The organism is Mesorhizobium zhangyense, assembly GCF_011045115.1.
GTDB lineage: Bacteria > Pseudomonadota > Alphaproteobacteria > Rhizobiales > Rhizobiaceae > Mesorhizobium_M > Mesorhizobium_M zhangyense.
In genome coordinates this window covers 251,017-277,272 of record NZ_JAAKZG010000003.1, presented here as the reverse complement: position 1 = coordinate 277,272, position 26,256 = coordinate 251,017, and the positions used below count along the sequence as shown (strand labels likewise).

Here is a 26,256-nt window from a genome sequence, read left to right as displayed (position 1 = left end):
CGGCGCTGCGGAAAATCCCCCTCTCCGTCGCGCTTCGCGCGCCACCTCTCCCCCGCTTCGCAGGGGCGAAGAACCCAAGTCCTGAAACGCTCCGAACTTCCGCGACCCTCGGCTGGTGCCGGTTCCTCGCCCCCATGAAATGGGGGAGAGGTGGCTCGGCGAAGCCGAGACGGAGAGGGGGCTCTTGCTGAGGGGCTCTTCGCTAAACCCTACCGCTTCTCGCGAATATCCGTCATCGTCCGCGTCGGCGTGATCGCTTCCGGGTCGAGCTTGATTTCGATGATCGATGGCCTCCCGCTCGCCCGAGCGCGCTCGAAGGCCGGAGCAAAATCGGCGGTCTGTTCAACCGTCTCACCATGGCCGCCATAGGCGCGCGCAAGTGCTGCGAAATCCGGGTTCTTCAGGTCGGTTGCCTCGACACGGCCGGGATACTCGCGCTCCTGATGCATGCGGATGGTGCCGTAGATGCCGTTGTTGACGACGATGACGATGATCGGCAGATCATACTGCACAGCCGTTGCGAACTCTTGGCCGTTCATCAGGAAGCAGCCGTCGCCGGCAAAGCAGACCACCTCGCGGTCGGGAAACAGCCCCTTGGCCGCGACCGCCGCCGGTGTGCCATAGCCCATCGAGCCGGAAGTCGGCGCGCCCTGCGTGGCGAAGCGGCGGAAGCGATGGAAGCGGTGCACCCAGGTGGCGTAGTTGCCGGCGCCGTTGGTCAGGATCGCGTCTTCCGGCAGCACCTTTTCCAGATAGGTCATGATCGGCCCCATCTGCACGGCACCGGGGCCGGTTTCAGGCGGCGTCGACCATGCGAGATAATCTGAGTGTGCCGCAGCGGTCGCCTCTGCCCAGCCCGGAGATGACGGCCCTTTTCTCTTGGCGAAAGCCTGCGTGAACGCGGTCGGCGAGGCATTGATGGCGAGCGTCGGGCGATAGACGCGGCCAAGCTCGCTGGTGTCCGGGTGGACATGCACAAGGGTCTGGTCCGGGTAGGGGCTTTTCATCAGCGTGTAGTCGGACGACGGCATTTCGCCGAAGCGTCCGCCAACCAGCAGGATCAGGTCGGCTTCCTTGACGCGGGCGGCGAGCTTCGGGTTGATGCCGATGCCGACATCGCCGGCATAGTTCGGGTGCAGATGGTCGAACAGCATCTGGCGGCGGAAGGAAACGCCGACAGGCAGCGACCAGTTTTCGGAAATCTCCTGGAAACCGGCGACGGCCCCTTCGTTCCAGCCCGAGCCGCCAAGAATGGCGAAGGGGCGCTTGGCGCCGGTGAGCAGTCGTTCCAGTTCGGCCAGTTCCGCCTCTCCGGGCCGGGTTTCGACCGGCGTGAAGGGCAGGGCGGCAGGCGCTTCAACCTCGCTCGTCAGCATGTCTTCCGGCAGCGCGATCACGACTGGGCCGGGGCGGCCGGATGTCGCGATGGAGAAGGCGCGCGTGAGGATTTCGGGGATGCGCGACGCATCATCGATCTCGGTCGCCCATTTGGCGATCGGGCCGAAGAAGGCGCGGTAGTCGACTTCCTGAAACGCCTCGCGCTCGCGGGCGTGGCTTGCGACCTGGCCAATGAACATGATGAGCGGGATGGAATCCTGCATGGCGATGTGAATGCCGGCCGAGGCGTTGGTCGCGCCGGGGCCGCGGGTGACGAAGCAGATGCCGGGTTTGCCGGTCAGCCTGCCGTGGCAATCGGCCATCATCGCAGCGCCGCCTTCCTGGCGGCAGACGACGCTCTTGATGGAGGAATCGTAGAGCGCGTCGAGCACTGCGAGATAGGATTCGCCGGGCACGCAATACATGCGGTCGACGCCATTGGCTTCGAGGGCTTCGACGATCAGTTTTCCGCCAGTCTTCATCCGCCTGCCTTCTCCAGTTCCGCCAGAATTTCCGCCGTGTGCTCGCCAAGCCGCGGCGAGGGCCGCTCATAGACCAGCGGTGTCGCGCTCATCACCATCGGCGCGCGCACCGATGGCAGCTTGTTGCCGTGGCCGTCATCGAGATCGAGCCGCATGCCGCGCGCGATTGCCTGTGGGTCGGCGAATGCCTCGCCGATGGTGTTGATCGGGCTTGCCGGCACGCCTGCTTTTTCCAGTTCCGCCAGCAGCGCCTCGCGCTCGAACTTTGCCAGGGCGGCAACCATGGCTTCGCGTAGCGGGACGCGGTTCGCCACGCGCGCGGCATTGGTCGCATAAAGCGGGTCGGTGCCCATAGCATCCAGCCCGACAACGGCGCAGAATTTGCGGAACTGTCCGTCATTGCCGACGGCGAGGATGAAATGCCCGTCCTTCACCGGCAGCACTTCATAAGGCGCGATGTTGGGATGGGCATTGCCCATCTGCTTCGGCGGGACGCCCGAGACGAGATAGTTCAGGTTCTGGTTGGCAAGCACCGACATCTGCGCGTCGAACAGCGCCATGTCGATCTGCTGGCCCTGGCCGGTGGCTTCCGCGTGACGCAAGGCCGCCTGAATGGCGACGACCGAATAGAGGCCGGTGAAAATGTCGGTGACGGCCACACCCACCTTCTGCGGCTCGCCGCCGGCCGGCCCGGTGATCGACATCAGGCCCGACATGCCCTGCACGATGAAATCGTAGCCGGCGCGGGGCGCATAAGGGCCGTCCTGGCCGAAGCCGGTGATCGAGCAATAGACGAGGCGCGGGTTGATCGCCTTCAGGCTCTCATAGTCGAGGCCGTATTTCTTGAGCCCGCCGAGCTTGAAATTCTCGATCAGCACGTCGGCAGTGGCGACGAGCTTTTTGACCGTCTCGGCACCTTCCGGCGTCGAGAAATCCACGGCGATCGAGCGCTTGCCGCGATTGCAGGAATGGTAGTAGGCGGCCGAAAGGTTCTCGCCGTCATGGCCCTCGACGAAAGGTGGCCCCCATTTGCGGGTGTCGTCGCCGCCGTCCGGGCTCTCGACCTTGATGACATCAGCGCCGAGATCGGCCAGCAACTGGCCCGCCCATGGGCCGGCAAGAATGCGGGCAAGTTCGATGACGCGGATGCCGTGAAGGGGAGGTTGAGCCATGAAGGACCTGAAAATTGCAGACGTTGGTCCGCTGTAACAATCTTGCGCCAGCCTGTCACGACTCGTGCGCTGTGCCAGCGTGTGGCGGCCTTATTTCCGCACCACCTGTTCGGCCCAGGCGGCGAACTCTTCCATGACGAGATCGCGATTCACCTCGTTCAGGCTTTCGTGGCGGGTTTGCCCGTAAACCTTTGAAACCAGATTCGAAAAGCCCATTCGTTCCATACGGCCGGCAAGGTCGGTTATGGCCTTGCCGCCATCGGTTGCCGGGTCCTTCTCGCCGCCGACAATATTGAACGGCAGGTCCTTCGGCACGTTTGCAAAACTGGCGTCGTCGGCGCCATTGAAGACAAAGCCGAACAGGTCCTGCCATAGCGATACGCTGGCATCCCAGCCGCAGAGCGGGTCGGCGACATATTTGTCGACCTCCACCGGGTCGCGCGACAGCCAGTCGAACCCGGTGCGGTGGTTGGGTATTTTCTTCGCCCAGGCCTGAAAGGTCAGCCTCGGCAATATGCGCGACGGCACGTCGGAGCCGCGGCGGAAGCGCTCGTAGGCGAGGACCGCCTGCGCCACACGGCCGAGCAGCCCGGCAGAAAAACTGGCGTTCCAGATGGCTGCGCCGCGCAGCCCTTCGGGATGGCGCATGGCATAGTTGAGGGTGATCATGCCGCCCATCGAATGGCCGAAAATGATCACCGGCAGCCATGGCTGCTCCTTGCGGATCAACTCGTGGATAGAGGCGATGTCGGCGATGACCTTATCGCCGCCGCCGGTGATCCCGAACATGCCCTGCGGCGCATCCGGCGCCTTGGTGTAGCCGTGGCCGCGATGGTCGTGCGCGTAGGTGTGAAAGCCGCGCGCGGCCATGAAGTCGGCAAAGCGCGCGTAACGGGCGGCATGTTCGGCCAGGCCGTGATTGATCTGGATCACGCCGCGCGGCGCACCCTTGGCGCGCTTCATATAAAGGTTGAGCTTTGCGCCGGTTGGCGACTCATGAAGCCTTTGGCTGTCGAATGGCATGATTTCTCCCTCGACTGCGGACTGTTGGCCACGGCGATGGGCGCGTCAAGGGAGCGTGCGCTGCCATCCACCGACCTTGGATTTCATGACGAAACTTTGGATGTTTTTTCTTCACTGATGATGTCAGGAGGGGCTCCGATTGCCCTTGTGCATCGAAATGCGAACCATATATTCCATTCGCTTCCCAACTCGGGCCCCGGGCTTCTCCGCCGCATTCTCCACAGCAACCGCAAATGCGGCCATCGACAGGCACCTTCATGCAGCCGATCATTTCCGTTTCCCATCTGTCCAAGACATACGCCACGGGTTTCAAGGCGCTGAAGGACATCAATCTCGATATTCGCAAGGGAGAAATCTTCGCGCTGCTCGGTCCCAACGGGGCGGGCAAGACGACGCTGATCAGCATCATCTGCGGCATCGTCAATCCGAGCGAAGGGTCGGTGGTGGCCGACGGCCACGATATCATCAAGGATTACCGCGCCGCACGCTCGCGGATCGGGCTGGTGCCGCAGGAACTGACGACCGACGCCTTCGAGACGGTGTGGGCAACGGTCAGCTTCAGCCGGGGCCTGTTCGGCAAGCCGAAGAACCCGGTCCATATCGAGAAGGTGCTGCGCGAGCTTTCGCTGTGGGACAAGAAGGACAGCAAGATCATCACCCTTTCCGGCGGCATGAAGCGCCGGGTGATGATCGCCAAGGCGCTGTCGCACGAGCCGCAAATCCTGTTCCTCGACGAGCCGACCGCCGGCGTCGATGTCGAACTCAGGCGTGACATGTGGGAGGTCGTGCGCTCGCTGCGCGACACCGGCGTCACCATCATCCTCACCACGCATTACATCGAAGAGGCGGAGCAGATGGCCGACCGCATCGGCGTTATCAACCAGGGCGAAATCATCCTGGTCGAGGAAAAGGCCGAACTGATGCGCAAGCTCGGCAAGAAGCAGCTGACGCTTCAGTTGCAGGGCGTGCTGGAAACCATTCCCGGCGCGCTTGAAAAGCACGGGCTGGAACTGTCGCAGGACGGCGACGAGCTGACCTATACCTACGACACCCAGCAGGAGCGCACCGGCATAACCACGCTGCTGCGCGACCTCAACGAAGCGGGCATCCGCTTCCGGGATTTGCAAACCAAGCAGAATTCGCTGGAAGAAATCTTTGTCAGCCTGGTGCGGGAGCAGCGGTCATGAATTTTTATGCCATCCGCGCGATCTATCTGTTCGAAATGGCCCGCACATGGCGCACGCTGCTGCAAAGCATCGTCTCGCCGGTCATCTCGACGTCGCTCTATTTCGTCGTCTTCGGCTCGGCCATCGGCTCGCATATGAAGGAAATCGGCGGCGTCAGCTATGGCTCCTTCATCGTGCCGGGGCTGATCATGCTTTCGCTTTTGACGCAAAGTATCTCCAATGCCTCCTTCGGCATCTATTTTCCAAAGTTCGTCGGCACGATCTACGAGCTGCTGTCCGCGCCGGTGTCTTCGCTGGAGATTGTCGTCAGCTATGTCGGTGCTGCCGCGACGAAATCCATCATCCTCGGGCTGATCATCCTTGCGACCGCGGCGCTCTTCGTACCACTGCACATCGAGCATCCGCTGTGGATGATGCTGTTCCTCGTGCTGACGGCGGTGACATTCAGCCTGTTCGGCTTCCTCATCGGCATCTGGGCCGACGGTTTCGAGAAGCTGCAACTGGTGCCGCTGCTGATCGTGACGCCGCTGACCTTCCTCGGCGGCAGTTTCTATTCCATCGATATGCTGCCGCCCTTCTGGCAGAAGGTGACGCTGTTCAACCCGGTGCTTTATCTGGTCAGCGGCTTCCGCTGGAGCTTTTATGGCGTGGCCGACGTGAATATCGGCATCAGCCTCGCCATGACGCTGGCGTTCCTCGCGGCGTGTCTGGTTGCGGTGTGGTGGATATTCAAGACGGGGTGGCGGATCAAGGTTTAGATAGCAAAGGTGCTGGAGCGGTACTTTGTTCTGTGGCAGCCTATGGGATCAAACAAGCACGCCCATCTCAGCAGTTTCTAGAAATATGGATGAATTCGACCAAAACTCGAAACCGATTTCGACGATTCTACTGAATCAGCGGTATCGCAATCACATTATCGAATATTTGGAGTGGGTTTCGTCTTACCAACTGCAGCGCGACTATCAGAAGAAAGTCCCCTTGGTTCATGTGCCACATGAAGCGTTCAATCAGTGGGAAGATTTTGCGTCCGATGAGATCCTTCAGCATTACATGGAGCCAGTCTTCTCCAGGGAGGAGCAGTCGGCGCTTGATGAATATCGTAGGGTCTTGGCTGCTATAGCTGATGAGACACCCCAAATCCTCCCTGCGCTGGAAGAACTCATAGGAACGGAAGTTTGGGAACGAATGAGGCTTGCAGCCGAGCGAGCTTATAAAGTGCTCATGAGGCGAGGGTTATTCGACTGGAATGTCGAGCAATTTCCAGCTGTTGACGAGACGTGACCTTGAATTTAGGTGGCCTCAGCCGGGTTCAACGCGTGCTTAAAAAGACGCGGCACTCGAAACAAAGCGATCAGGACGTTTACGCCATATAACCACGCGAAAACACCGGCGCCGAATTGCATCGCCCCTTCTTCTTCGGCCACTCCATACAAGGCTACAAACATGATCGAAGCAAAGCCGGTGAAAACGACAGCGTGAAGACTTCGCAGTTCGTAGCGCAGGACGGTGGCGCCGCTGCGGCAATCGATCCAGATGCGGCCTTTATCGTAGAGAGCCAACGCTTTGAGCCGGTCGCCGCCACTCCAAAGCGGATGATTGAACTCGATAGAATCTGAGTTTCTGAGGCTGACGGTCTTGTGCTGGTCCTCCAGCATTTTGGATATGCGTTCGAGGACCATCTCCTCGGACAGCGACGAACCGGGCTTGACCGACCCTTGCAGATGCCAAAGCCTGCTCAACATTCTATGTACCCCGTCAATAAATTCGGAACGCGGCTCTGCCGCCCCCACCCCAAAAGCATTTGCCGTTTCGCCCGGCATCGCCTACATAGCGCGCAACTTCCGCAAACAGATCAGGGATTAGCCAAGCGTGGCACGCCAGTTCATCTATCACATGGCCGGGCTCAACAAGGCCTACGGCACCAAGAAAGTCCTCGAAAACCTCCATCTCTCCTTCTATCCGGACGCGAAGATCGGCATTCTCGGCCCGAACGGCGCCGGCAAGTCGACCGTGCTCAAGATCATGGCCGGTCTCGACAAGGAGTGGAGCGGCGAAGCCTGGCTCGCCGACGGTGCGACCGTCGGCTATCTGGCGCAGGAGCCGCAGCTCGACGCGACCAAGACGGTCTTCGAAAACATCATGGAAGGCGTCGTCAAGAAGACGGCCATCATCGAGCGCTACAACGAGCTGATGATGAACTATTCCGACGAGACCGCCGACGAATCGGCGCGTCTCCAGGATGATATGGACCGGCTGAACCTCTGGGACCTGGAACAGCAGGTCGAGATGGCGATGGAAGCGCTGGCCTGCCCGCCCAAGGACTCGGAAGTGACCAAGCTTTCGGGCGGCGAACGCCGCCGCGTGGCGCTGTGCAAGCTGCTGCTCAGCGAGCCGGACCTTCTGCTGCTCGACGAACCGACCAACCATCTCGACGCCGAGACCACGGCCTGGCTGGAAAAGCACCTGCGCGCCTACAAGGGTGCGGTGCTGCTCATCACCCACGATCGCTATTTCCTCGACAACGTCACCGGCTGGATTCTCGAGCTCGACCGTGGCCGCGGCATTCCCTATGAGGGCAACTACACCGCCTATCTCGAAGCCAAGGCCAAGCGCCTCAAGCAGGAAGGCCGTGAGGACGATGCGCGCCAGCGCGCCATCAACCGCGAGCGCGAGTGGATTTCTTCCAGCCCCAAGGCGCGCCAGACCAAGTCCAAGGCGCGTATCCAGGCCTTCGAAAATCTTCTGGAGGCTGCCGACAAGCGCCGTCCCAGCGACACGCAGATCGTCATTCCGCATGGCGAGCGCCTCGGCAATGTCGTCATCGAGGTTGCCGACCTGAATAAGGGTTTTGGCGAAGAGCTGCTGATCGAGAACCTGACCTTCAAGCTGCCGCCCGGCGGCATCGTCGGTGTCATCGGCCCGAACGGCGCCGGCAAGACCACGCTGTTCAAGATGATCACCGGCCAGGAGACGCCCGATTCCGGCTCTGTCCGCGTCGGCGAGACGGTGAAGCTCGGCTATGTCGACCAGAGCCGCGACGCGCTCGATGCCAACAAAACGGTCTGGGAAGAGATTTCCGGCGGTGCCGAAGTGGTCAAGCTCGGCAAGTTCGAGGCCAACACGCGCGCCTATTGTTCGTCGTTCAATTTCCGTGGCGGCGACCAGCAGCAGAAGGTCGGCAATCTCTCCGGCGGCCAGCGCAACCGCGTGCACCTCGCCAAGATGCTGAAGACCGGCGGCAACGTTCTCCTCCTCGACGAACCGACCAACGATCTCGACACCGAAACTCTGGCGGCACTGGAAGACGCACTGGAAAATTACGCCGGCTGCGCCGTCATCATCTCCCACGATCGTATGTTCCTCGACCGCATGGCGACGCATATGCTGGCCTTCGAGGGTGACAGCCATGTCGAGTGGTTCGAAGGCAACTTCGAGGACTACGAGAAGGACAAGATCCGCCGCCTCGGCCCCGATGCCGTCAACCCGCACCGCATGACCTACAAGCGGCTGACGCGATAACCGAATTCCACCAGCGCCTCGCCTTACCAGCGGGGCGCTTTTGCATTCGACCTCCTGAACGAGCACGAGCGATGGCAGACTGGTCCGCATCCCAATATCTCAAATTCGAGGATGAGCGCACCCGTCCGTCGCGCGATCTGCTGGCGCAGGTGCTGCTCGAAAACCCGCGCCATGTCGTGGATATCGGCTGCGGGCCAGGCAATTCGACCGAACTGCTGGCGGCGCGCTGGCCGGAAGCAAAAGTCAGCGGCGTCGACTCCTCGCCGGCGATGATCGAGGAGGCGAGGCGGCGCCTGCCGGCGCTGGAGTTTACGCTTGCCGATGCGGACAGCTGGACGCCGGACGGGCCGGTGGACGTGATTTTCGCCAATGCCGTGTTCCAGTGGCTGCCCAACCATCAGGCCGTTCTGGCCAGGCTGCTCGGACTGCTTGCGCCGGGTGGCGTGCTTGCCGTGCAGATGCCGGACAATCTCGGCGAACAGTCGCATGCGCAGATGCGCGAGACGGCCGCTGCCGTGCCCTTTGCCGCAAAGATCGCCAAGTCGCGCGCGCCGCTGCCGCCGGTTGCGTCTTACTACGACCTTTTGACGCCGCAGTCGGCCCGCCTCGACATCTGGCACACCATCTACAACCATCCGCTGGCGAGTGCCGAGGCGATCGTCGAATGGGTGAAATCGACCGGGCTGAAGCCTTTCATCGATCCGCTTGAAGACGGGGAGAGGGCGCTGTTCCTGAAGGAATACACGGCGCGCATCGCGTCTGCCTATCCGCCGGCGTTGGACGGCAAGGTGCTTCTTCGCTTTCCGCGGCTTTTCATCGTGGCGCAACGGGTGTAAAGCGCCTGCCTTTGCCACGCAGGTTAAGCTGACGTAAACTGCCGTCCTGCGACACTATCCCCGGGAGACCGCGTTTCTGCAAAGCGTGCGCGAGCAGATCGTGAGAAGTGAGCGCACCGGACAGGCATAGCATGCATCGCGTCATCATCAGCGGCATCGGCATCAAAATCCCCGAAGCCTCGATCTCCAATGAAGAACTTGTCGCAAGCTTCAACACCTGGGTCGATGCGGAAAATCCGCGCCGCGCCGCGCAGGGGCTGGAACCGCTGCAGAAGTCCGATTCCGATTTCATCGTCTATGCTTCGGGCGTGAAGAACCGCCATGTCATCGAGCGCGAGGGCATCCTCGATCCGGCCCGCATGGCGCCGCGCATACCGGCCCGGCCGGACGATGCGCTGTCGCTGGAGGCCGAATTCGGCATCGCTTCGGCCGAGCGCGCGCTGGAGCATGCCGGGCTCCAGCCTGCCGACATCGACATGATCATCTGCTCGGCCTCGCATCACCAGCGGCCCTATCCGGCTATCGCCGTCGAGATGCAGCACGCCATGGGCACGCAGGGCGCAGGCTTCGACATGGGGCTCGGCTGCTCTTCGGCTGCGGCCGGGCTGCATGTCGCGGTCAATCTGGTGCGGTCTGGCGCGCAGAAGCGCGTGCTGGTGACGACGCCGGAGATCATCACCGGGCATCTCAATTTCCGCGACCGGCAGACGCATTTCATCTTCGGCGACGCCTCGGCCTCGATGATCGTCGAGGCGATCGGCGAGGGCGAGACGCGGCCCGGCCGCTTCGAAGTGCTCGATACCCGCACCTGGACGCAGCTTTCGAGCAACATCCGCACCAATCTCGGTTATCTCACCCGCACCGCGCAGGACGACCCCTACATGATCAACATGGAGGGCAACATGATCAAGCAGGTGGGCAACAAGGTGTTCAAGGAAGTCACCGTCGCCGGCCACCGCTTCATCGTCAATTTCCTGGCCGAGCATGGGCAGACGCCGGACGATATCCGCCGCTTCTGGCTGCATCAGGCCAATGCGCGCATGAATGCGATGATCCTGAAGCTCTCCTTCGGCCATGAGGTCGGGCATGACCGCGCGCCGATGGTGCTGGAGCGTCTCGGCAACACTGCCGGCGCCGGCGCCGTCATCGCGCTTCAGGAAAACCATGCGGATATGAAGGCGGGCGAATACGGCCTGCTTTGTGCATTCGGTGCAGGGTACTCGATCGGCGGGGCGCTGCTCAGGATGATGTGAGGCAGGGGTGTCGCCTGCGATCAGCGCGGCATGAAGGGCACCAGCATCGGAACGCGGCGGGCGTAGTCGTCATAGGCGGCCCCCAGTTCCTCGCGCAGGAATCTTTCCTCAAGCCGGGCTTTGAGCCATATGCCGACAGTCAAGGCGATCGTACCGGCTACCACCCAAAGCGTACCGCGGGCAGCCATGGTGGCGTAGATCGAGAGCAGCAGGCCGGAATAGATGGGGTGCCTGACCAGGGCATATGGGCCCGACTCCACGACATGATGACCGGTCTTGCGCGTGACTTCACCGGACCAGAGCCGACCCAGATGCAGCCGCGCCCACCAGCAAAACCCGATGCCTGCAGCCACCAGCGCGACACAGGCCCAGCTTTCCGCTGCGGTCGGAGCCCACAAGCGTGGAACTGCGGCGTGGCCGCGTGAGGGAATGAAGACGAGGATCGTGCCGAGGAGAAGTGGCATCCTGTAGCGAATTTCGGCTCGAACACCCACCCGTTTCTCGGTTCGGTCGGCCCAGGCGGCCGCCGCAATCCATGAGGCGACCCACGCCAGCCATAGAAGCGCGATTGCAGTTATCGGATACATGTCGATACTCAAGCCGTGCCTGTCGAACTGCCATGAAAGGGCGACAGCGCGGCGGGAATATGGCGGGCTTCTTCACGCGATCGTTCATCAGCCGTCTTCATGGCCCGATCATCGCTTTGAACTGGACCCGGCGCGGCAAGTCCGGCAAATTCCGCCGACTTCAAGCAAGGACCAAAAGCATGTTGGATTTCCTGCCCAACACCGAAAATCTGCCAGAAATCCTTCCCGCAAGGAAACTGTCGGCCCGCGTCGCAGGCATCTATGTCGCGCCGGGGGAAGATTTCGAGACACAGGCAACCGACAGCCTGCAACTCGAGTTCCAGGGTATTCCGAGGGATTTCCACGGCGGCTACACGCGCCGCTCCGGCGGGCGCGAGCCGTGGTATCCGCGCGGCACCGAAATGCGCAACGAGCGTCAGGTCTCGATCGTGGCACCTGACGAACTGGCGCTTGTCGCCGAGCGTATGGGCATTGCCGAAATCAGGCCGGAATGGATAGGCGCCAATCTGCTGCTCGATGGCGTGCCACATCTTTCCATGCTGCCTTCAGGCACGATGCTGTTCTTCAGGGGCGGCGTGACGCTGAAGATCGATGCGCAGAACGGCCCGTGCCGCATCGCCGGAAGGCGGGTGGCCGAGCGCGCCGGCATGGCCGACCACGATGCCGGTTCGCTGCTGTTTCCGAAGGTGGCCAAGCGGCTGCGCGGTCTCGTTGCCTGGGTCGAAAAGCCGGGCCGGATCGAGGCGGGCGAGGAAGTGTCGGTGCGCGTGCCGGAGCAGTGGATTTACGGGGCTTAGATAAAACAGCCCCTCACCCTTACCCATTCCGGGGCGAGCCACTGGTCTCGCCCGTCCTTCGGACCCCCGTGAAGAACGGGGAGAGGGGGTCGTCAACGTCGCTCTTTAAGCATCCTCATCATCCGGGTCGAGAAGACGTGTCGCGCGCCAGCCTGTGAGCACCTTGTTGGTCTGGTCGACCACGAAGAAGCGCGCCGAATCCCGGTCGTAGCCTTCATCGAGCAGATTCTCGTAGTCGGTATGCTGGTGGCGGACATGGGCGACGGTTGCCAGCCAGACGGCAATTGCCGGCGGCAGCGTTTTCATATGCACGGCCCCGGCATCGGCGCGAATCTGCTCGGTGTCGGCGTAAGGCGCCATCGGCAGGAGGGCTGTCAGCGCCTTGGCGATGGCGCGGCGGCGGCCGGTCGAACCCTTCATTTCGCATCCTTGCTGCTGGCAAAGACCGCATCGGCAATGAGGTCGACAGTTGGAATATCGGGCTTCAGGTCGATTACCGGCGTGCCGTCGAGCACGTCGATGGCGTCGAGTGTCAGCGTGCCGGTCTCTATGTCGAGCGAAAGCAGCCTGGCGATATGCAGCCCGACCGGGTTGGGGCGGGCAGGGGAGCGCAAGGCGAAAACGCCTTTGGCGTCAGTGGCATGGCGTGGTTTCTGCACAATCAGATTCCGCGGCGCGTGATGCAGCCAGGTCAGGACGATGGCGTGACTGGCGTTGGCGAGCCCTTGCAGGCCTTGCCTGTAGGACGCGTCAATCTCGATTGTTGCGCCTTCGCCTGTCTCGCGCGCGGCGCCCATGTTCTTCGGGCAGGTTTCGCGTGTCGTCCAGGGCGAGCGGATGCGGCCGATGAAGACGACGCTGCCGTCTGCCGGCATGGCTGCAGGATCGTCGGTCAGGACCTGCTCGCCGTCACGCTTTTCGAACATGTTCATTCGGCCCAAGAGAGAAACGTCATTTTCTTGCCTGCCAGCGACATTAGTGATTGCAAAACTCGCTGTCGTCACATAAAGATATGTTTATGTCTTTTTTTGAGAGATGTCACCCATGCGGGTAACTTTAGATTCCCTGGTAGATACATTGAAGGCCGCTGCCGAATCCAGCCGGCTGCGCATTCTTGCGCTGCTTTCGCGCGGCGACCTCACCGTGTCGGACCTCACCGAAATCCTCAACCAGTCGCAGCCGCGCGTTTCGCGTCATTTGAAGCTGTTGCTCGAAGCCGGGCTGATCGGCCGTTATCAGGAAGGGTCGTGGGCCTTCTTCCGCGTTTCGGATTCGGATGTCGCGCGCGATTTCGTGCATGGTCTGGTGGCGCGCGTCCATGACGGCGACCCGCAGATCGAGCGCGATCTTGAGCGGCTGGTGTCGGTGAAGCGCAAGCGGCAAGAGCGTGCGACCGAATATTTCAGCGAAAACGCCGCGAGCTGGGATGAAATCCGTTCGCTGCACGTGCCCGACCGTGCCGTCGAGACCGCACTGCTGAAGCTCGTTGGCAAGCGCCCCTTCCAGTCGATGCTTGATCTCGGCACCGGCACGGGCAGGCTGCTGGAGATATTTGCGCCGCTCTATCGCCGTGGCATCGGCATCGACATGTCGCGCGAGATGCTGACGGTGGCGCGAGCCAATCTCGACAAGGCCGGCGTTTCCAACGCGCAGGTGCGGCAGGGCGATATTTTTGCGCCGCCGGTCGAGCGCGATTCCTTCGACCTCGTCACCATGCATCAGGTTCTGCATTATCTCGACGATCCCGCATCGGCCATTCGCGAGGCGGCACGGCTGCTGCGTCCGGCCGGTCGGCTGGTGATCGTCGATTTCGCGCCGCATACGCTGGAATTCCTGCGCGAGGAGCATGCGCATATGCGTCTCGGCTTCTCCGACCGGCAGATCGAGGAATGGTTCGCGGAAGCAGGCCTTGATCTCGAAGAAACGCAGGACTTCGAGCCGCGCGGCGGCTCGGAGGCCAAGCTCACCGTCAAACTCTGGCTCGGCCGCGACCGTCGCCTGCTGATTGCCGACCCCATACCCAACGCAGCCATCTCGAGGGAAACTGTCTGATGAGCAATTACGGTTTTTCCCGACGGTCCGACATCGGCGACAAGATCCGTGTGTCGTTCGAATTCTTTCCGCCCAAGACCGACGAGATGGAAGTGCGGCTTTGGGATACGGTGAAGCGGCTTGAGCCGCTGCAGCCGAATTTTGTCTCGGTTACCTATGGCGCGGGCGGTTCGACGCGCGAGCGCACCGGCCGCACCATCAAGCGCATTCAGGGCGAGACCAACATTCAGGCTGCCGCGCATCTGACCTGCGTCGGCGCGTCCAAGGACGAGGTGAATGCGGTCATCGCTGAATTCGTCTCCTACGGCATCAAGCGTTTCGTGGCGCTGCGCGGCGATCCGGCGTCGGGCGTTGGCGGCACCTATCGTCCTCACTCCGAGGGTTACCAGAACGGTGCCGATCTGGTCGCAGGGCTGAAATCCTTCGGTGATTTCGACATTTCGGTTGCTGCCTATCCGGAAAAGCACCCGGAAAGCCCGGATTTCGCCACCGATATCGAAATGCTGAAGCGCAAGGTCGACAATGGCGCGACGCGAGCCATCACCCAGTTCTTCTTCGACAATGATCTCTATGAGCGTTACGTCGAGCGCGTGCGGCGGGCTGGCATCTATATCCCGATCGTTCCGGGCATCCAGCCGGTCCACAGCTTCAAGCAGGTGGCGAATTTCGCCTCGCGCGCCGGCGCGCATGTGCCGGCCTGGCTGGCCGAGCGCTTCGAAGGCCTCGACCGCGATCCGCAGACCCATGCGCTGGTTGCCGCCGCTGTGGCTGCCGAGCAAGTGCTCGACCTTGTCGAGCGCGGCGTCGGCGACTTCCATTTCTACACGATGAACCGCTCGGACCTCGTGGTCGCGATCTGCCACATGATCGGCATCCGCGCGCCGGCAGAGACCGTCGTTGATGTGGCCGGTTCGGCCGCTGCTTGAGCGCTATCTATAACGGAAAAGGCCGGGCGTTTGGCCCGGCCTTTTCATTTATCTACCAGTCAGTGCTGGTCTTCAAGCTCGGCGGCTTTAAGGAAGAACCCCTACGATCAGGGCGCCGATTACAGCGAACGCAGCACAAATCATCAATGCATTGATTGGCCGAGTAAGTCCCATGTGTAGCCTCCAATATTGAGCTATGGGCCGGAGTCTAGGGGACTTTGGGTAACAGGCAAGCAGAAAACGTGCTGCATTGCGACAGGATTGTGAAAAAGCCGACCCTTTTGGAGGGCTTAGTTTTTGAAATCATTAGCCGAAAGTCGTAGTTACGCCTGTGAATAAATTATGGCGACAAGTCGGCAATTTTGCGTCATCGGCGGCGAAACAGCCTGCCGTCGATGGTCACGAGGCCGAGCGCGATCAGCGCCATGCCGACGGCTTCGACAAGGTCCATGTGCTCGCCCAGGAAGGCGATGCCGAGCAGCGTGGCGCTCACCGGCACGATCAGCGTGACGAGCGAAGCATTGGTCGCGCCGGACGAAGCGACCAGGTTGAAATAGAGGATATAGGCGAAGGCGGTCGAAAGAAGCGCCAGCGCCAGAACCGCGCTCCACACCGGCAGGCTGGCGCCGAACAGGCCGGTTGAGCCGTAGAGCGCAAGCACGATGGGGATCATGATGATGGTCGAGGCGGTCAGCTGGCCGGTCGCTACTACCGGCGGCGGCAGCCCTTTGAAGCGGCGGGCGAAGATCAGCGCGAAGGCATAGGAAACCGACGCGCCCACCAGCGCGAATTTCGCCCACACCGGCCCGCCAAGACCAGCGATGACGCCGGGTCCGATCATGACCGCGGTGCCGGCAATGCCCAGCAGCACGCCGGCGATCTTGTTCCAGGACAGTTTTTCGTCTGCCGTCATCGCGTTTGCCAGCATCACTGTCCAGAACGGTGTCGTGGCGTTGAGCACGGATGCGAGGCCGGCGCCGAGTTCCGTCTGGCCGAGGAAGATCAGCGAAAACGGGATGACGTTGTTCAGCAGCGCCAGCACGAAGAAGCTGCCGGCATAGGGTAGGGCCAGCCGGAAGGACGGCCCGCGCGCGGCGAGATAGACATGCAGCGCAAGTGCTGCGATCGCCACGCGAAATAGCACCAGCACCAGTGGTTCGATCTCGCCGACGGCGATGCGTGCAAAGAAGAACGAGCCGCCCCAGATGGCGCCGAGCAGCAGTAGCTGGCCCCAATCCTTGGCGCTCATGGTTTTCTGCACTGCGGCTGCTGTAGATGTAACGGCCATGGAATCTCCCAACCGTTGGCCCGGATCGGCCTGTGGTTCGCAAGCCTTACGAGGCTCCCCCGACTCACGCCACCCGATTTCAGCCAGCTTTACCGTTTTCCGCGGCAAGCGCCAGAAACTCGCGGGCGGCACGCGTCGCATGGCGTTCCTTGTGGCGGATGGCGAGAAAGCGCCGCTTCGGCAGCGTGACCGGCATCTGGACGAGCGTGCCCGCCGCCACTGCCGCGCTGGTGACGAGGCTGGACATGACGGTCGCGCCTGCGCCGGCCTCGACCGCCGTGCGCACCGCCTCGTTGGAGGATAGCTCGAGCGCGACGTCGAGCTCGGCAGGCCGGATGCCGAGCGCTATCAACGCTTCCTCGAACATGGCACGGGTGCCGGAACCCGGCTCGCGCAGCACCCAGCGCGAACTGCGTAAGTCGCTTGGCGCAATCGACTTTCGGCCGGCCCAGGCGTGGGACGTGCCGACCACCAGCACGAGTTCGTCGTCGGCTGCCGGTGTTATTTCCAGCGCCGGATCGTCGATCTCGCCCTCGACGAAGCCGAGATCGGCGAGCCCCTCATGCACAGCGGCTGCGACCTGCTCGGTGTTGCCGATGGTGAGCCGCATGGCGATGCCGGGAAAATGCGCCTGGTAGCGATGCATCAGCGGCGGCAGCCAGTAGTTGGAAACGGTCTGGCTGGCGGCGATATGCAGCGCGCCGCGCTTCAGCCCGGCAAGGTCGGCAAGTACCGCCTCGGCTGACGCCGCGCGTGCCAGCACGGCGCGCGCCTCGACCAGAAACAGCCGCCCGGCCTCGGTCAGTTCGATGCGGCGGCCGACGCGATCGAAAAGCTTTGTCGCGTGCCGTTCCTCGAGGGCAGCGACGGCGGCACTGGTGGCCGATTGCGTCAGGTTGAGGTCGCGGGCGGCGCGCGTCACATGCTCGCGTTCGGCGACCGCGATGAAGATGCGGAGCTGTTCGAGGGTCATAGGTGGCGACCCGCCGTCACTGGCGCGGTAGCTACCCCACCAGCTTGATCATCACCAAACTGAACGCCGCAATGAACAAAAACGCAGCCAGCCCGAGAACCAACGGCCGAAAACCCTTCGCCTTCAACTTGGCGATGTCGGTTTCCAGGCCCATGGCCGCCAGCGCCATGCTGAGCATGAAGGTCGTTGCCATCACGATCAGCCCCTTCGCCTCTGTAGGGAGCGTCACCGCGCTGTTGAATGCGACCATCGCGATGAAGCCGAGCACGAACCAGGGCACCGGCGCCTTCGCCGTCATCTGGTCTTGGCCTTTGCGCCTTGCGCGCCGTGTTGCCATCAGCCCAAGCGAGAGGACCACGGGTGCCAGCAGCATGACACGGCTGAGCTTTGCCACCGTGCCGAACTCGCCCGCCGCCTGTCCGTCCTGAAAGGCTGCCGCCACCACCTGCGCGATTTCGTGGATCGAGGCTCCGGCCCAAAGGCCATAGGCATGGGCATCCAGCCCGAGCAGGCCGGGCAAGAGCGGGTAGGTGAACATGGCGATCGAGCCGAACACGGTGACGCAGGCCACCGCATAGGCGACATCCTCGTCCGGCGCGCGGGTCACGGTGTTGGTGGCGATCACCGCAGAAGCGCCGCAGATCGAGGTTCCGGCTGCGATCAGTTCGGCCAGTTTGCGCTCCACGCCGAGCATCCGGCCAAGCCGCACGGTGAAGATGAAGGTGGACACCAGCGTCAGCGCGATGATGGCGATGCCGGTAGCGCCGACCTCGGCAATCTGCGCTGCGGTCAATTGAAGGCCAAGCAGGATGATGGCGAGGCGCAGCACCCGGCGCAACGAGAAGACGACGCCGGCTTTCGCCATTGCCGGCGTGCCGAAGAGATTGTGGAAGGCGATGCCGATGACGATGGCGAGGATCATCGGGCTGAAGACAGAGACGCCAGGAATTTCGCGCAGCAAAAACCCCGTCGCCGCGATGATCGCGGTCAAGGCAAGCCCCGGCACCACCGCCATGACTTGCGCCCAGATGGTCCGCTTTTGCCGAACCGGTGCAATGTCGACGGGCGAGGAGGAAATCGCCACGGAAGTGGTTGCGGCGAATGGGGAATGGGCATTCATGGCAAAAAGTCCGATCTGCTATTGCCATGGTCTCGCTCATTCCGATCAATCGATCCAACGCATTATATCGTAGAAACTAATCGATAAAAGCGAATGATGGAAATTAGCCCTCGCGGTCTAATGGATTCCCTTTGTCTTCCGCTTGCTCTAAGTTCGCGCTCACTGCCTCGAGGAGGATGCATGCAGCGATTCGACAATGCGAAAGCAGCAGCCCTTGCCCTTCGTCCAGACGATCCGGTCTATTGTTTCAGGCCGGAGGTTCTGAAGAAGGACACCAGGCAGTTCATGGAGATGTTTCCCGGCAAGACTGCTTATGCCGTGAAAACCAACGGCGAAAATCTGGTCCTGAAAACGCTGGTCGATGCCGGCGTCACCGCCTTCGATGTCGCGTCGCCCGGCGAGTTTGCAGCCGTGCGCGCCGTCTCGGCCGATGCCGAGATGCTCTATATGCATCCGGTCAAGGCGCAGTCCGACATCAGGCTGGCGCTGGAAAAATACGGCATTCGCGTCATTTCCATCGACCATGAGGACGAAATCACCAAGGTCACACGGGTGGTGCGGGCGCTCGACATTGATCCGGGCGCGATCACCGTTTTCGTGCGCATCCAGACCAAAGGGTCGGCGGCCTACGAATTGTCGAAGAAATTCGGCGCCGGGCCGGCCTACGCGGTCGAACTGGCCGAGCGGCTGAACAAGACCGGCTACAAGGTCGGCATCTGCTTCCATGTCGGCAGCCAGATCGAAGACCCGGACACCTATGAGCGCGCGCTGGCGTCGGCCGACTGGATACGCAACCGGCTGAGTTTCGACATTGCCGGGCTGGATGTCGGCGGTGGTTTCCCGGCCGAATACGGTCACGACCCCAACCGCAAGAAACAGGAGATGCCTTCGCTCGGGCAGATCATGTCGCGGCTGCGCGGCGATATAAAGGAATACCAGTTCGACGGCGTACCGCTGGTGGCCGAGCCCGGCCGCGTCATCGTCGCGCGCGCCTTTTCGCTCATCGTGCGCGTGCTGCTGCGCAAGGGCAGGCGGCTCTACATCAATGACGGCATCTGGGCGTCGCTGTCGGATTCGTGGACCGGAAAGATCACGCTGCCGGCGCGTTTCATACCCGATCCGGCGATCCGCTCGCGCAATGGCGACGAAGGCAAGATCGTGCCGTTCAAGGTCTGCGGCGCGACCTGCGATTCCGTCGATATCCTGTCGCGGCCGTTCTGGCTGCCGGAAACCATCGACACCGGCGACTGGATCGAGATCGGCCATATCGGTGCCTATTCGCTGTCGCTGCGCACCCGCTTCAACGGCTTTTATCCCGACACCTTCGTCGAGGTGACGACGCCCTTCGACGAGGGCGACGCGCCGCAGGGCTTTGCGAGTTTGGAGACAATGGCGGATTGAGGAGGGGAGTGGATAGGTACTAGCTCGGCGAACCGATCCCAGACCACATATTCCCCTACTGCCCTATTCCCTTACTCCCCTAAACCTACAAATTCGCCAGCAGCGCCGGCGTCGGCCAGCCGTCTACAGGCAGGCCGAGCCTGATCTGTTCCTGGCGGATCGCTTCGCGGGTGTTGGTGCCGAGGATACCGTCGATGCCGCCGACATCGTAGCCCTTGTCATGCAGCTTCTGCTGCAGGCTCTTCATGGCGTCGCCGGTCAGGCCGGCTTCCGGCGTGCGGCGCTCGAAGGGCGGCTCGCCGGCCAGCCGTGTCGCCAGATGCGCGGCGGTCAGCGTGTAGGTGATCGACTGGTTCCATTCGAGATAGACGTCGTAGTTATCGAAGCTCAGGAAGGCCGGACCCTTGTGGCCCATCGGCAGGACGACGCCGGCCTTGAGGCCATTGTCCTTCAGCGGGTTGCCGTTGCGGTCGGTAATGCCCCAGGCGATGAGCCGCGACATCGGCAGCTTGTTGGTGCGCCCCGTCTGCTCCCACGGCATGGTGTCGGGAACGCGCACTTCGATCAACCATGGCTCGCCGCGCTTCCAGCCGCGCGACAGGATCTTGTTGCCGGTGGTCATGATGACGTCGGGCGCGCTGTTGCGCAGGTCGACGATGCCGTCGCCGTCGCCGTCGACGCCGCGCAGCAGATAGTCGGAGGGCAGGATCTGCGTCTGGCCGATCTCGCCGGCCCATGCGCCGGTAACATCCGCAGGCAGGATGCCGCGGTCGATCAGCGTCAGCAGCGGTATGATCTGCGGGCGGAAGAGCTGGGGCCGGCGGCAATCATGCGACAGCGTCACAAGTGCGCTCAGCGTGTGGAAATCGCCCTGAACGGCGCCAAAATCGGTCTCAAGCGCCCAGAAGGCTGCGATCACCGGTCCCGGCACACCGAATTCCTTTTCGGCGCGGGCAAACACATCGGCATATTTCTTGAGATTGGCCGCGCCCTGCTTGAGGCGGTAGTCGGAAATCATGCGGCCGGAAAATTCGGCGAAGGTCTGGCTGAACACGCCCTGGGCACGGTCGCGCTGCAGCACTTTCGGGTCGATATCGGAGTTGTCGAGGGCAGTCAGGCCTTTTTCGCCGACGCCGGCGGCCTGCGCTTCGGCATGCAACGCTTTCTTCCAGGCAGCAAAATCACCGCCGCATTCCTGTGCCATCACAGGTGTTGCCACAAACGACACGAAAAGCGCCGCCAGCGCCGTAAAGCGTGCTACCATAAATACAACTCCAAGCCTTGATGCCCTCGATATCACCTTTGCCTAATGGACATGGCAAAAAACGGGCAACGGCGCGAATTAGCCGCATATCCGGCCGGATGGAAGCCGGATTTTCTCACGCTTAAGTGAGAATGGTCGGTTTGCGGGCTATCGCGTATGAATTCGACCCCCACTCCGTCTCGGCTTCGCCGAGCCACCTCTCCCCCGGTCGACGGGGGAGAGGAAACGCACGGCCGTGAGGCTGGCACCTTTCCTCTCCCCTTTTGAGGGGGAGAGGTGGCTCGGCGAAGCCGAGACGGAGTGGGGGTGAGCCGTGCCGGATGCGATTATCTGGTCATTCACGGAAATGCAGGCAGGCTTACCGGGTATTTTCCTTCAGCCACTTCTTCCACTGGGCTTCGCTGCCGTTGAAGACGTTGATGTCGGCATTGCCCTTGATGCCGGGCACGACGCCGGTGCCGGTGTATTGCCAGAAGGTAAAGGGGTGGCTGCCGTAGCGCTCGGCCGGATGCCCGGCGACCGAGCGCAGCCAGTAGGGGTAGCCCAGAAAGCCGGCGAGCTGGTTGTCGTCGAAGAAATCGATCGAGGTGTAGATGATCGGCTTCTTGCCGTAGTGCTTTTCGATGATGTCGAGAAATGTCTTCATTTCACTGCGCACGGTAGCGGGTGGCGGGCGCAGCTTGCAGGTCGGCGACTGCGGGTTCCACTCCATGTCGAGCACCGGCGGCAGGGCCGAGCGATCACGCGGCACGTTGCGGATGAACCACGCCGCCTGCTCTGCAGCAGGCCGGCAGAAATAGTAGAAATGGTAGGCGCTGCGGGGCATGCCGGCTGCCCTGGTGTTGCGCCAATGCTCTTCGAAATAGTCGTCGACGCGATCACCGCCCTCGGTCGCCTTGATGAAGGCGAAGGAAATGCCGCTGCTGCGCGCCTTCTGCCAGTCGATGGACGTCTGGTATTTCGACACGTCGGTGCCGTGCACGGCGTGCTGCCACGGGTTGCGGCCGGTCCAGTCATGCGGATCGTTGTCGCCGAAGCGCGGATAGCGCACCATCACTTCAGCCTGCGTGCCGCCGGCACTGCTGCCGACCGTGCGCGAACTGACCGGCGCCAGATCGTCGACCGTCGTGCAGCCGGCGAGTGCTGCAAGCAGGATGATAGCCGCAAGATGGCGCATCGCGTCTCCTTGGGCCGATCAAAAACCGGCCATGCATTTCAGTTGAGCGTGCGCCCCGTGACCCACGCGAATCATATTGCCTGATCCTGCCGCCCCACGCGACGGGATGTTAAGCACCGGTCATGGGCCATCATGGTTGATTTTCGGTTGACGGCGCTTGGTGCCTCATAAAATTTGCGTGACGAATGGCGATAAATCCATGACCTTGTGGCCGTTGCGAGGAGGCGACGGATGCGGATTTTCCTGAGAATCGTGAAGTGGCTGCTGAGCCTTATCGTGTTGGCGGTCGCGGCGCTGGCGGGCTGGCTCTATTTCGCGCCGCCGGAGCTCATCCGCGTCGGCTCGGGCTATGCCGCAAAAATGGTCTGCTCCAACGTTTTCGTCGCCGGCCGCGACGCCAATGAGGTGCTGAAGGTCGATGTGCAGGCGCCCGGCCACCCGCTTCTGCGGCTGATGTCGGTCAGCGTGGACACGGAGGCGGGAACCGTCTCGGCCGGGCTGTTCGGCATATTCGGCAAGTCGCTTTCGGTCGCGCGCGACAATGGCGGCTGCGCTGCCGCGCCTGACGGCGATATCGCTGCAGCCAAGGCTTTCGCGCTTGAGCCGCCGGCGGAAGTTACGCAGACCGATGCGCTGTGGCCGCAGGGCGAGCGCGTCGAGCCGTCGCAGAACCCCGCCGTTACCGCGATTCTCGACGATGCCGGCGCGACTGGCCCCGGCATGCGCGCGGTGGTGGTGGTCAAGAACGGCCGCGTCGTCGGCGAACGCTATGGCGAGGGCTTTTCGGCTTCGACGCCGCTGCTCGGCTGGTCGATGACCAAGACGGTGACCGCCGCGATCATCGGCACGGTGGTCAAGGACGGCAAGATGACGACCGACGCCACCGGCCTGTTCGAACCGTGGAAGGCCGACGGGCGGGCAAAAATCAGCCTTGCCGACATGATGGCGATGTCGTCCGGCCTTGAGTTCAACGAGGATTATGGCGACGTCACCGATGTCACGAAGATGCTCTACCTCGAACCCGACATGTCGGCCTTCGCCTCGGCCAAGCCGCTGGTCGGCGAGGTCGGCAAGGTGTGGAGCTATTCGTCAGGCACGACGGTGATGCTGTCGAAACTCTGGCAGAATGCGGTCGGCGACAAGGCGCAGGCGCTGGCCTGGCCGCGCAAGGCACTGTTCGACCCGCTCGGCATGAACACCGCCGTGCTGGAAACCGACGCACGCGGCACCTTCGTCGGCTCGTCCTATCTCTATGCCACCGCGCATGACTGGGCCCGTTTCGGCCAGTTTCTCGCGGACGACGGTGTCTGGAACGGCGCGCAGATCCTGCCCACCGGCTTCGTCTCATGGATGCGCGAGGAAGCGCCGGCCTCGGAAGGCGAATATGGCCGCGGCCAGCTCTGGCTGCAGGGGCCGGAGGGTTCGGGGTCGGTTCAGGACGATCCAGATGTCGGCATCGAATTGCCGGCCGACACTTTCTGGATGCAGGGTCATGACGGCCAGTCGGTGGCGATCATCCCGTCGCAGAAGCTCATCGTGGTGCGGCTGGGACTGACGCCGGCCAAGCTCGGCTACAAGCCGCAGGCGATGGTTGCAGCGCTGGCGAAGGCGCTGGAGTAGGGGGCGGATTGAGATTCTGAAAGATCCAGTTCCTTCGCGCCCCCCTCTGTCCTGCCGGACATCTCCCCACAGGTGGGGAGATCAGCAGTTTCACTCGCATCGCATGTTCTGCGATGTTGAAGGTTAGCGAAGTTGTGAAGTTGAAGATTGGCGGAAGTCGTCATGAAGGCTAATCTCCCCACCTGTGGGGGAGATGGCCGGCAGGCCAGAGGGGGGTGTTGGACGGAGTGCGCCGGTGCCGGATGTTATTCCGCCAGCTTGGCAACGCCAAGCCAGCTATACCCGCGATAAAGCGTTTCAAATGAAAGGCTTGCGGCCCGTTTCTCGCATTCCGATTCCAGTACCTGCAGCAGCGATGCGCGCGGTTCGACATGGAATTTGGCTAGCCACGCATGCAGCGCTGCGCGGAACCACTGCGGCAGTTGCTCCTGCTGGCCGAAATCGACGATGTGCAGCGAACCGCCGGGTTTCAGGCCCGCAAGTGCCGCACCCACGGCCTTTTCCCAGCCAGGGATCATCGACAGCGAATAGGAAATGAAGATGCGGTCGAAACCTGTTTCGCCGAACAGCACCTTGGTGTCGAAGGCGGTGGCGTCACCTTGCGCAAGCGCCACGCGACCTTCAATGCTTTCGCGGGCGACCGATATCTTCGCCGTCTCCAGCATTTCATTCGAAATATCGAGGCCGAAGAATTTTGCATCGCGGTAGCGTCGAGCAGCCAGAACGATGTTGCGACCGGTGCCGCAGCCGAGTTCCAGCACCGTGCCGCCCGCCGGCACATCCAGCCCGTCGATAAGCCGGTCGCGGCCCAGCAAATAGTATTTGCGCGTCAGGTCGTAGATATGGCGCTGATGGCGGTAGACGCCGTTCATCAGGCTCGAATGGCTGGCGGTGTCGGTCGCGCTCATCAGTTCTTCACATAGAGATGGAAGCCGCCATAAATGGCCGAGCGGTCGCGAGCCGAGAAATCCTGCGAGCGGGCTTCGTCGTAGCGCCACTGGTCGAGCAAAGCGGTCGAGACCCGGCCCGGCAGCAGGCTCGGCTCGGCGGCGGTGCGGAAGATGACGCGCGCGCCGGGTGCGGCGGTGCGGGTGATCTCGGTCCACAGCGCGTTGAGCTGGTCGTCGCTCATCCAGTCCTGCGCGTCGAGAAGCACGAAGCGATCGACGGAACCAGCCGATTTTTCTGCCAGAAGCTCGGTGAAATTGGCGTGGTGGATCGACACGCGATCGAGATTGCTGCGGATCGTCTCGTAGTTTTCCGCTTCGAGATATGCGGGCAGGGCAGCCTCGCCCGGCTCGGGATAGCGGCGGGCAAAGGCCTGCCAGGCGAAATAATTGTCCTTCAGCGGGAAATGGCAGGCGAGCTTTTCCAGCCGCTCATGCAGCACGCTGGCCATGGTGCCGTCGCCGGAGGTGATCAGCGAATCATATTGTGCCGGCGGGATGCCGAGGCCGAACAGCGAGGACTTTCGCGCGGTCGCCCAGCGCAGCATGCGCTTCTGAAAGACCGGAGCGATCTTCTCGTCGAAGAAGCGGCGCTGTTCTTCCATCGTGCTTGCCGACATGATGCGGCTGACATCGACGCCGTAGAGGCGGCCGACGCGATGGCCGGCGGCGATGAACAGGCCGAGCAGACCCTTCTGATAAAAATTGCCATCGAAGGCGGCGATGCGGCGTTTGCCGCGCCAGTTGCGCTTTTCCCAATAGGTCCGGCTGGTGCGGTCGAGATTGGGTGCGACGAACTGGTCGTAGGCAACCGAATTGTGGCTATTGCCGGCGCTGCCGAAGAAGCGGAACAGGTCGGCATGCGAAGGCAGGTGGCGCACCGCCGCATGTTTCATGCGGTTCAGCGAGATATGGGCGGTGTTGAGATCGACGGCATCGATCCTTGCCGGCGAGCGGGTGAGGTAGGCCAGCACATTGCAGCCGCCCGAAGCGATGGTGACGATGCTGTGGCCTTGCCCCAGTTCCATCGCCTCCATGTCGACATCCGGGTCTTCCCAGATTTGCGGATAGACGAGACCGGAAAAGAGCAGGGTGAACAGGCGCTCGGAAAGCCCTTCCTTCGACAAAGCGCGGTTCTGGTAGACCGCTTTTCCAAGGCGCTTGTTGCGGGCGAAACCGATTTCCGAAGAGACGTCGGTCATGGCAAGGCGATTCCCCGTTTGCGTTGCTGCAAGCGGGTAGCGCAGCGTCATGA

The 26,256-nt window shown here is 62.3% G+C and carries 25 protein-coding genes; 11 read left to right on the top strand and 14 right to left on the bottom strand.

Annotated features, from left to right (window positions below; translation table 11 throughout):
- Positions 1-209: 209 nt before the first annotated feature.
- From G6N74_RS08165 to G6N74_RS08155, 3 genes are all read right to left on the bottom strand, one after another.
- A complete protein-coding gene (locus tag G6N74_RS08165) occupies positions 210-1,859 on the bottom strand; it encodes a thiamine pyrophosphate-binding protein (protein WP_165116186.1) in 1,650 nt (549 codons plus the stop codon).
- Positions 1,856-3,031, bottom strand: coding sequence for a CaiB/BaiF CoA transferase family protein (locus tag G6N74_RS08160; RefSeq protein WP_165116184.1), 1,176 nt, complete (start codon positions 3,029-3,031; stop codon positions 1,856-1,858). The genes G6N74_RS08165 and G6N74_RS08160 overlap by 4 nt, the downstream gene beginning before the upstream one ends.
- 90 nt (positions 3,032-3,121) lie before the next feature.
- Positions 3,122-4,054 carry an alpha/beta fold hydrolase gene (locus G6N74_RS08155; RefSeq protein WP_165116182.1) on the bottom strand — a complete coding sequence of 311 codons (933 nt, stop codon included), beginning with the start codon at positions 4,052-4,054 and terminating at the stop codon, positions 3,122-3,124.
- A 257-nt stretch (positions 4,055-4,311) separates the two neighbouring features.
- Between G6N74_RS08155 and G6N74_RS08150 the strand changes: the two genes are divergently transcribed.
- From G6N74_RS08150 to G6N74_RS08140, 3 genes are all read left to right on the top strand, one after another.
- Positions 4,312-5,241, top strand: coding sequence for an ABC transporter ATP-binding protein (locus G6N74_RS08150; RefSeq protein WP_165116791.1), 930 nt, complete (start codon positions 4,312-4,314; stop codon positions 5,239-5,241).
- The gene (locus G6N74_RS08145) at positions 5,238-5,999 is read left to right on the top strand and encodes an ABC transporter permease (RefSeq protein WP_165116180.1); all 762 of its coding nucleotides are present in this window, start codon (positions 5,238-5,240) and stop codon (positions 5,997-5,999) included. The genes G6N74_RS08150 and G6N74_RS08145 overlap by 4 nt, the downstream gene beginning before the upstream one ends.
- Before the next feature lie 85 nt (positions 6,000-6,084).
- The gene (locus tag G6N74_RS08140) at positions 6,085-6,522 is read left to right on the top strand and encodes a hypothetical protein (RefSeq protein WP_165116178.1); all 438 of its coding nucleotides are present in this window, start codon (positions 6,085-6,087) and stop codon (positions 6,520-6,522) included.
- An 8-nt stretch (positions 6,523-6,530) separates the two neighbouring features.
- Here G6N74_RS08140 and G6N74_RS08135 read toward each other — a convergent pair whose 3' ends face one another.
- A complete protein-coding gene (locus tag G6N74_RS08135; RefSeq protein WP_165116176.1) occupies positions 6,531-7,061 on the bottom strand; it encodes a hypothetical protein in 531 nt (176 codons plus the stop codon).
- A gap of 49 nt (positions 7,062-7,110) precedes the next feature.
- Here G6N74_RS08135 and ettA point away from each other — a divergent pair, with 49 nt between their 5' ends.
- From ettA to G6N74_RS08120, 3 genes are all read left to right on the top strand, one after another.
- Positions 7,111-8,760: an energy-dependent translational throttle protein EttA gene (gene ettA, locus G6N74_RS08130; RefSeq protein ID WP_165116174.1), complete on the top strand. Its 1,650-nt coding sequence runs from the start codon at positions 7,111-7,113 to the stop codon at positions 8,758-8,760.
- A 71-nt stretch (positions 8,761-8,831) separates the two neighbouring features.
- Positions 8,832-9,596, top strand: coding sequence for a trans-aconitate 2-methyltransferase (gene tam / locus G6N74_RS08125; RefSeq protein ID WP_165116172.1), 765 nt, complete (start codon positions 8,832-8,834; stop codon positions 9,594-9,596).
- A 131-nt stretch (positions 9,597-9,727) separates the two neighbouring features.
- Positions 9,728-10,849 carry a beta-ketoacyl-ACP synthase III gene (locus G6N74_RS08120; protein ID WP_165116170.1) on the top strand — a complete coding sequence of 374 codons (1,122 nt, stop codon included), beginning with the start codon at positions 9,728-9,730 and terminating at the stop codon, positions 10,847-10,849.
- 20 nt (positions 10,850-10,869) lie between these two features.
- Here the strand turns inward: G6N74_RS08120 and G6N74_RS08115 are convergent, their stop codons facing one another.
- Positions 10,870-11,436 carry a methyltransferase family protein gene (locus tag G6N74_RS08115; protein WP_165116168.1) on the bottom strand — a complete coding sequence of 189 codons (567 nt, stop codon included), beginning with the start codon at positions 11,434-11,436 and terminating at the stop codon, positions 10,870-10,872.
- A 179-nt stretch (positions 11,437-11,615) separates the two neighbouring features.
- Here G6N74_RS08115 and G6N74_RS08110 point away from each other — a divergent pair, with 179 nt between their 5' ends.
- On the top strand, positions 11,616-12,233 hold the full coding sequence (locus tag G6N74_RS08110; RefSeq protein WP_165116166.1) for an MOSC domain-containing protein: 618 nt from the start codon (positions 11,616-11,618) through the stop codon (positions 12,231-12,233).
- Positions 12,234-12,338: 105 nt separating this feature from the next.
- On the opposite strand, the gene G6N74_RS08105 is transcribed toward G6N74_RS08110, so the two are convergent.
- On the bottom strand, positions 12,339-12,653 hold the full coding sequence (locus tag G6N74_RS08105) for a DUF2293 domain-containing protein (protein ID WP_165116164.1): 315 nt from the start codon (positions 12,651-12,653) through the stop codon (positions 12,339-12,341).
- The gene (gene tsaA, locus G6N74_RS08100) at positions 12,650-13,159 is read right to left on the bottom strand and encodes a tRNA (N6-threonylcarbamoyladenosine(37)-N6)-methyltransferase TrmO (RefSeq protein ID WP_165116162.1); all 510 of its coding nucleotides are present in this window, start codon (positions 13,157-13,159) and stop codon (positions 12,650-12,652) included. Before tsaA ends, G6N74_RS08105 begins: the two co-directional genes overlap by 4 nt.
- A 118-nt stretch (positions 13,160-13,277) precedes the next feature.
- Between tsaA and G6N74_RS08095 the strand changes: the two genes are divergently transcribed.
- Together G6N74_RS08095 and metF are read left to right on the top strand one after the other, a co-directional pair.
- Positions 13,278-14,285, top strand: coding sequence for an ArsR/SmtB family transcription factor (locus tag G6N74_RS08095; protein WP_091914635.1), 1,008 nt, complete (start codon positions 13,278-13,280; stop codon positions 14,283-14,285).
- On the top strand, positions 14,285-15,211 hold the full coding sequence (gene metF, locus G6N74_RS08090) for a methylenetetrahydrofolate reductase [NAD(P)H] (protein ID WP_165116160.1): 927 nt from the start codon (positions 14,285-14,287) through the stop codon (positions 15,209-15,211). Before G6N74_RS08095 ends, metF begins: the two co-directional genes overlap by 1 nt.
- A gap of 367 nt (positions 15,212-15,578) precedes the next feature.
- Here metF and G6N74_RS08085 read toward each other — a convergent pair whose 3' ends face one another.
- From G6N74_RS08085 to G6N74_RS08075, 3 genes are all read right to left on the bottom strand, one after another.
- Positions 15,579-16,499 carry a DMT family transporter gene (locus G6N74_RS08085; RefSeq protein WP_165116158.1) on the bottom strand — a complete coding sequence of 307 codons (921 nt, stop codon included), beginning with the start codon at positions 16,497-16,499 and terminating at the stop codon, positions 15,579-15,581.
- A 79-nt stretch (positions 16,500-16,578) separates the two neighbouring features.
- Positions 16,579-17,472 (bottom strand): LysR family transcriptional regulator, encoded by an 894-nt coding sequence (locus tag G6N74_RS08080; RefSeq protein WP_165116156.1) that lies wholly within the window; start codon positions 17,470-17,472, stop codon positions 16,579-16,581.
- Positions 17,473-17,503: 31 nt separating this feature from the next.
- Complete coding sequence (locus G6N74_RS08075) at positions 17,504-18,478, bottom strand: YeiH family protein (protein ID WP_376767694.1); 975 nt, start codon at positions 18,476-18,478, stop codon at positions 17,504-17,506.
- 294 nt (positions 18,479-18,772) lie between these two features.
- Here G6N74_RS08075 and G6N74_RS08070 point away from each other — a divergent pair, with 294 nt between their 5' ends.
- Positions 18,773-19,993, top strand: a complete 1,221-nt coding sequence (locus G6N74_RS08070; RefSeq protein WP_165116154.1) for an alanine racemase — start codon at positions 18,773-18,775, stop codon at positions 19,991-19,993.
- Positions 19,994-20,078: 85 nt separating this feature from the next.
- On the opposite strand, the gene G6N74_RS08065 is transcribed toward G6N74_RS08070, so the two are convergent.
- Together G6N74_RS08065 and G6N74_RS08060 are read right to left on the bottom strand one after the other, a co-directional pair.
- Positions 20,079-21,257 (bottom strand): lytic murein transglycosylase, encoded by a 1,179-nt coding sequence (locus G6N74_RS08065; protein ID WP_165116152.1) that lies wholly within the window; start codon positions 21,255-21,257, stop codon positions 20,079-20,081.
- A gap of 358 nt (positions 21,258-21,615) precedes the next feature.
- Complete coding sequence (locus G6N74_RS08060; RefSeq protein ID WP_165116150.1) at positions 21,616-22,434, bottom strand: glycoside hydrolase family 25 protein; 819 nt, start codon at positions 22,432-22,434, stop codon at positions 21,616-21,618.
- Positions 22,435-22,665: 231 nt separating this feature from the next.
- Here G6N74_RS08060 and G6N74_RS08055 point away from each other — a divergent pair, with 231 nt between their 5' ends.
- Positions 22,666-24,054 carry a serine hydrolase domain-containing protein gene (locus tag G6N74_RS08055; RefSeq protein ID WP_165116148.1) on the top strand — a complete coding sequence of 463 codons (1,389 nt, stop codon included), beginning with the start codon at positions 22,666-22,668 and terminating at the stop codon, positions 24,052-24,054.
- Positions 24,055-24,299: 245 nt separating this feature from the next.
- Here the strand turns inward: G6N74_RS08055 and G6N74_RS08050 are convergent, their stop codons facing one another.
- Both G6N74_RS08050 and G6N74_RS08045 read right to left on the bottom strand, forming a co-directional pair.
- On the bottom strand, positions 24,300-24,962 hold the full coding sequence (locus G6N74_RS08050; protein ID WP_165116146.1) for a class I SAM-dependent methyltransferase: 663 nt from the start codon (positions 24,960-24,962) through the stop codon (positions 24,300-24,302).
- Positions 24,962-26,203 (bottom strand): BtaA family protein, encoded by a 1,242-nt coding sequence (locus tag G6N74_RS08045; protein ID WP_246245680.1) that lies wholly within the window; start codon positions 26,201-26,203, stop codon positions 24,962-24,964. Before G6N74_RS08045 ends, G6N74_RS08050 begins: the two co-directional genes overlap by 1 nt.
- Between the last annotated feature and the right edge of the window lie 53 nt (positions 26,204-26,256).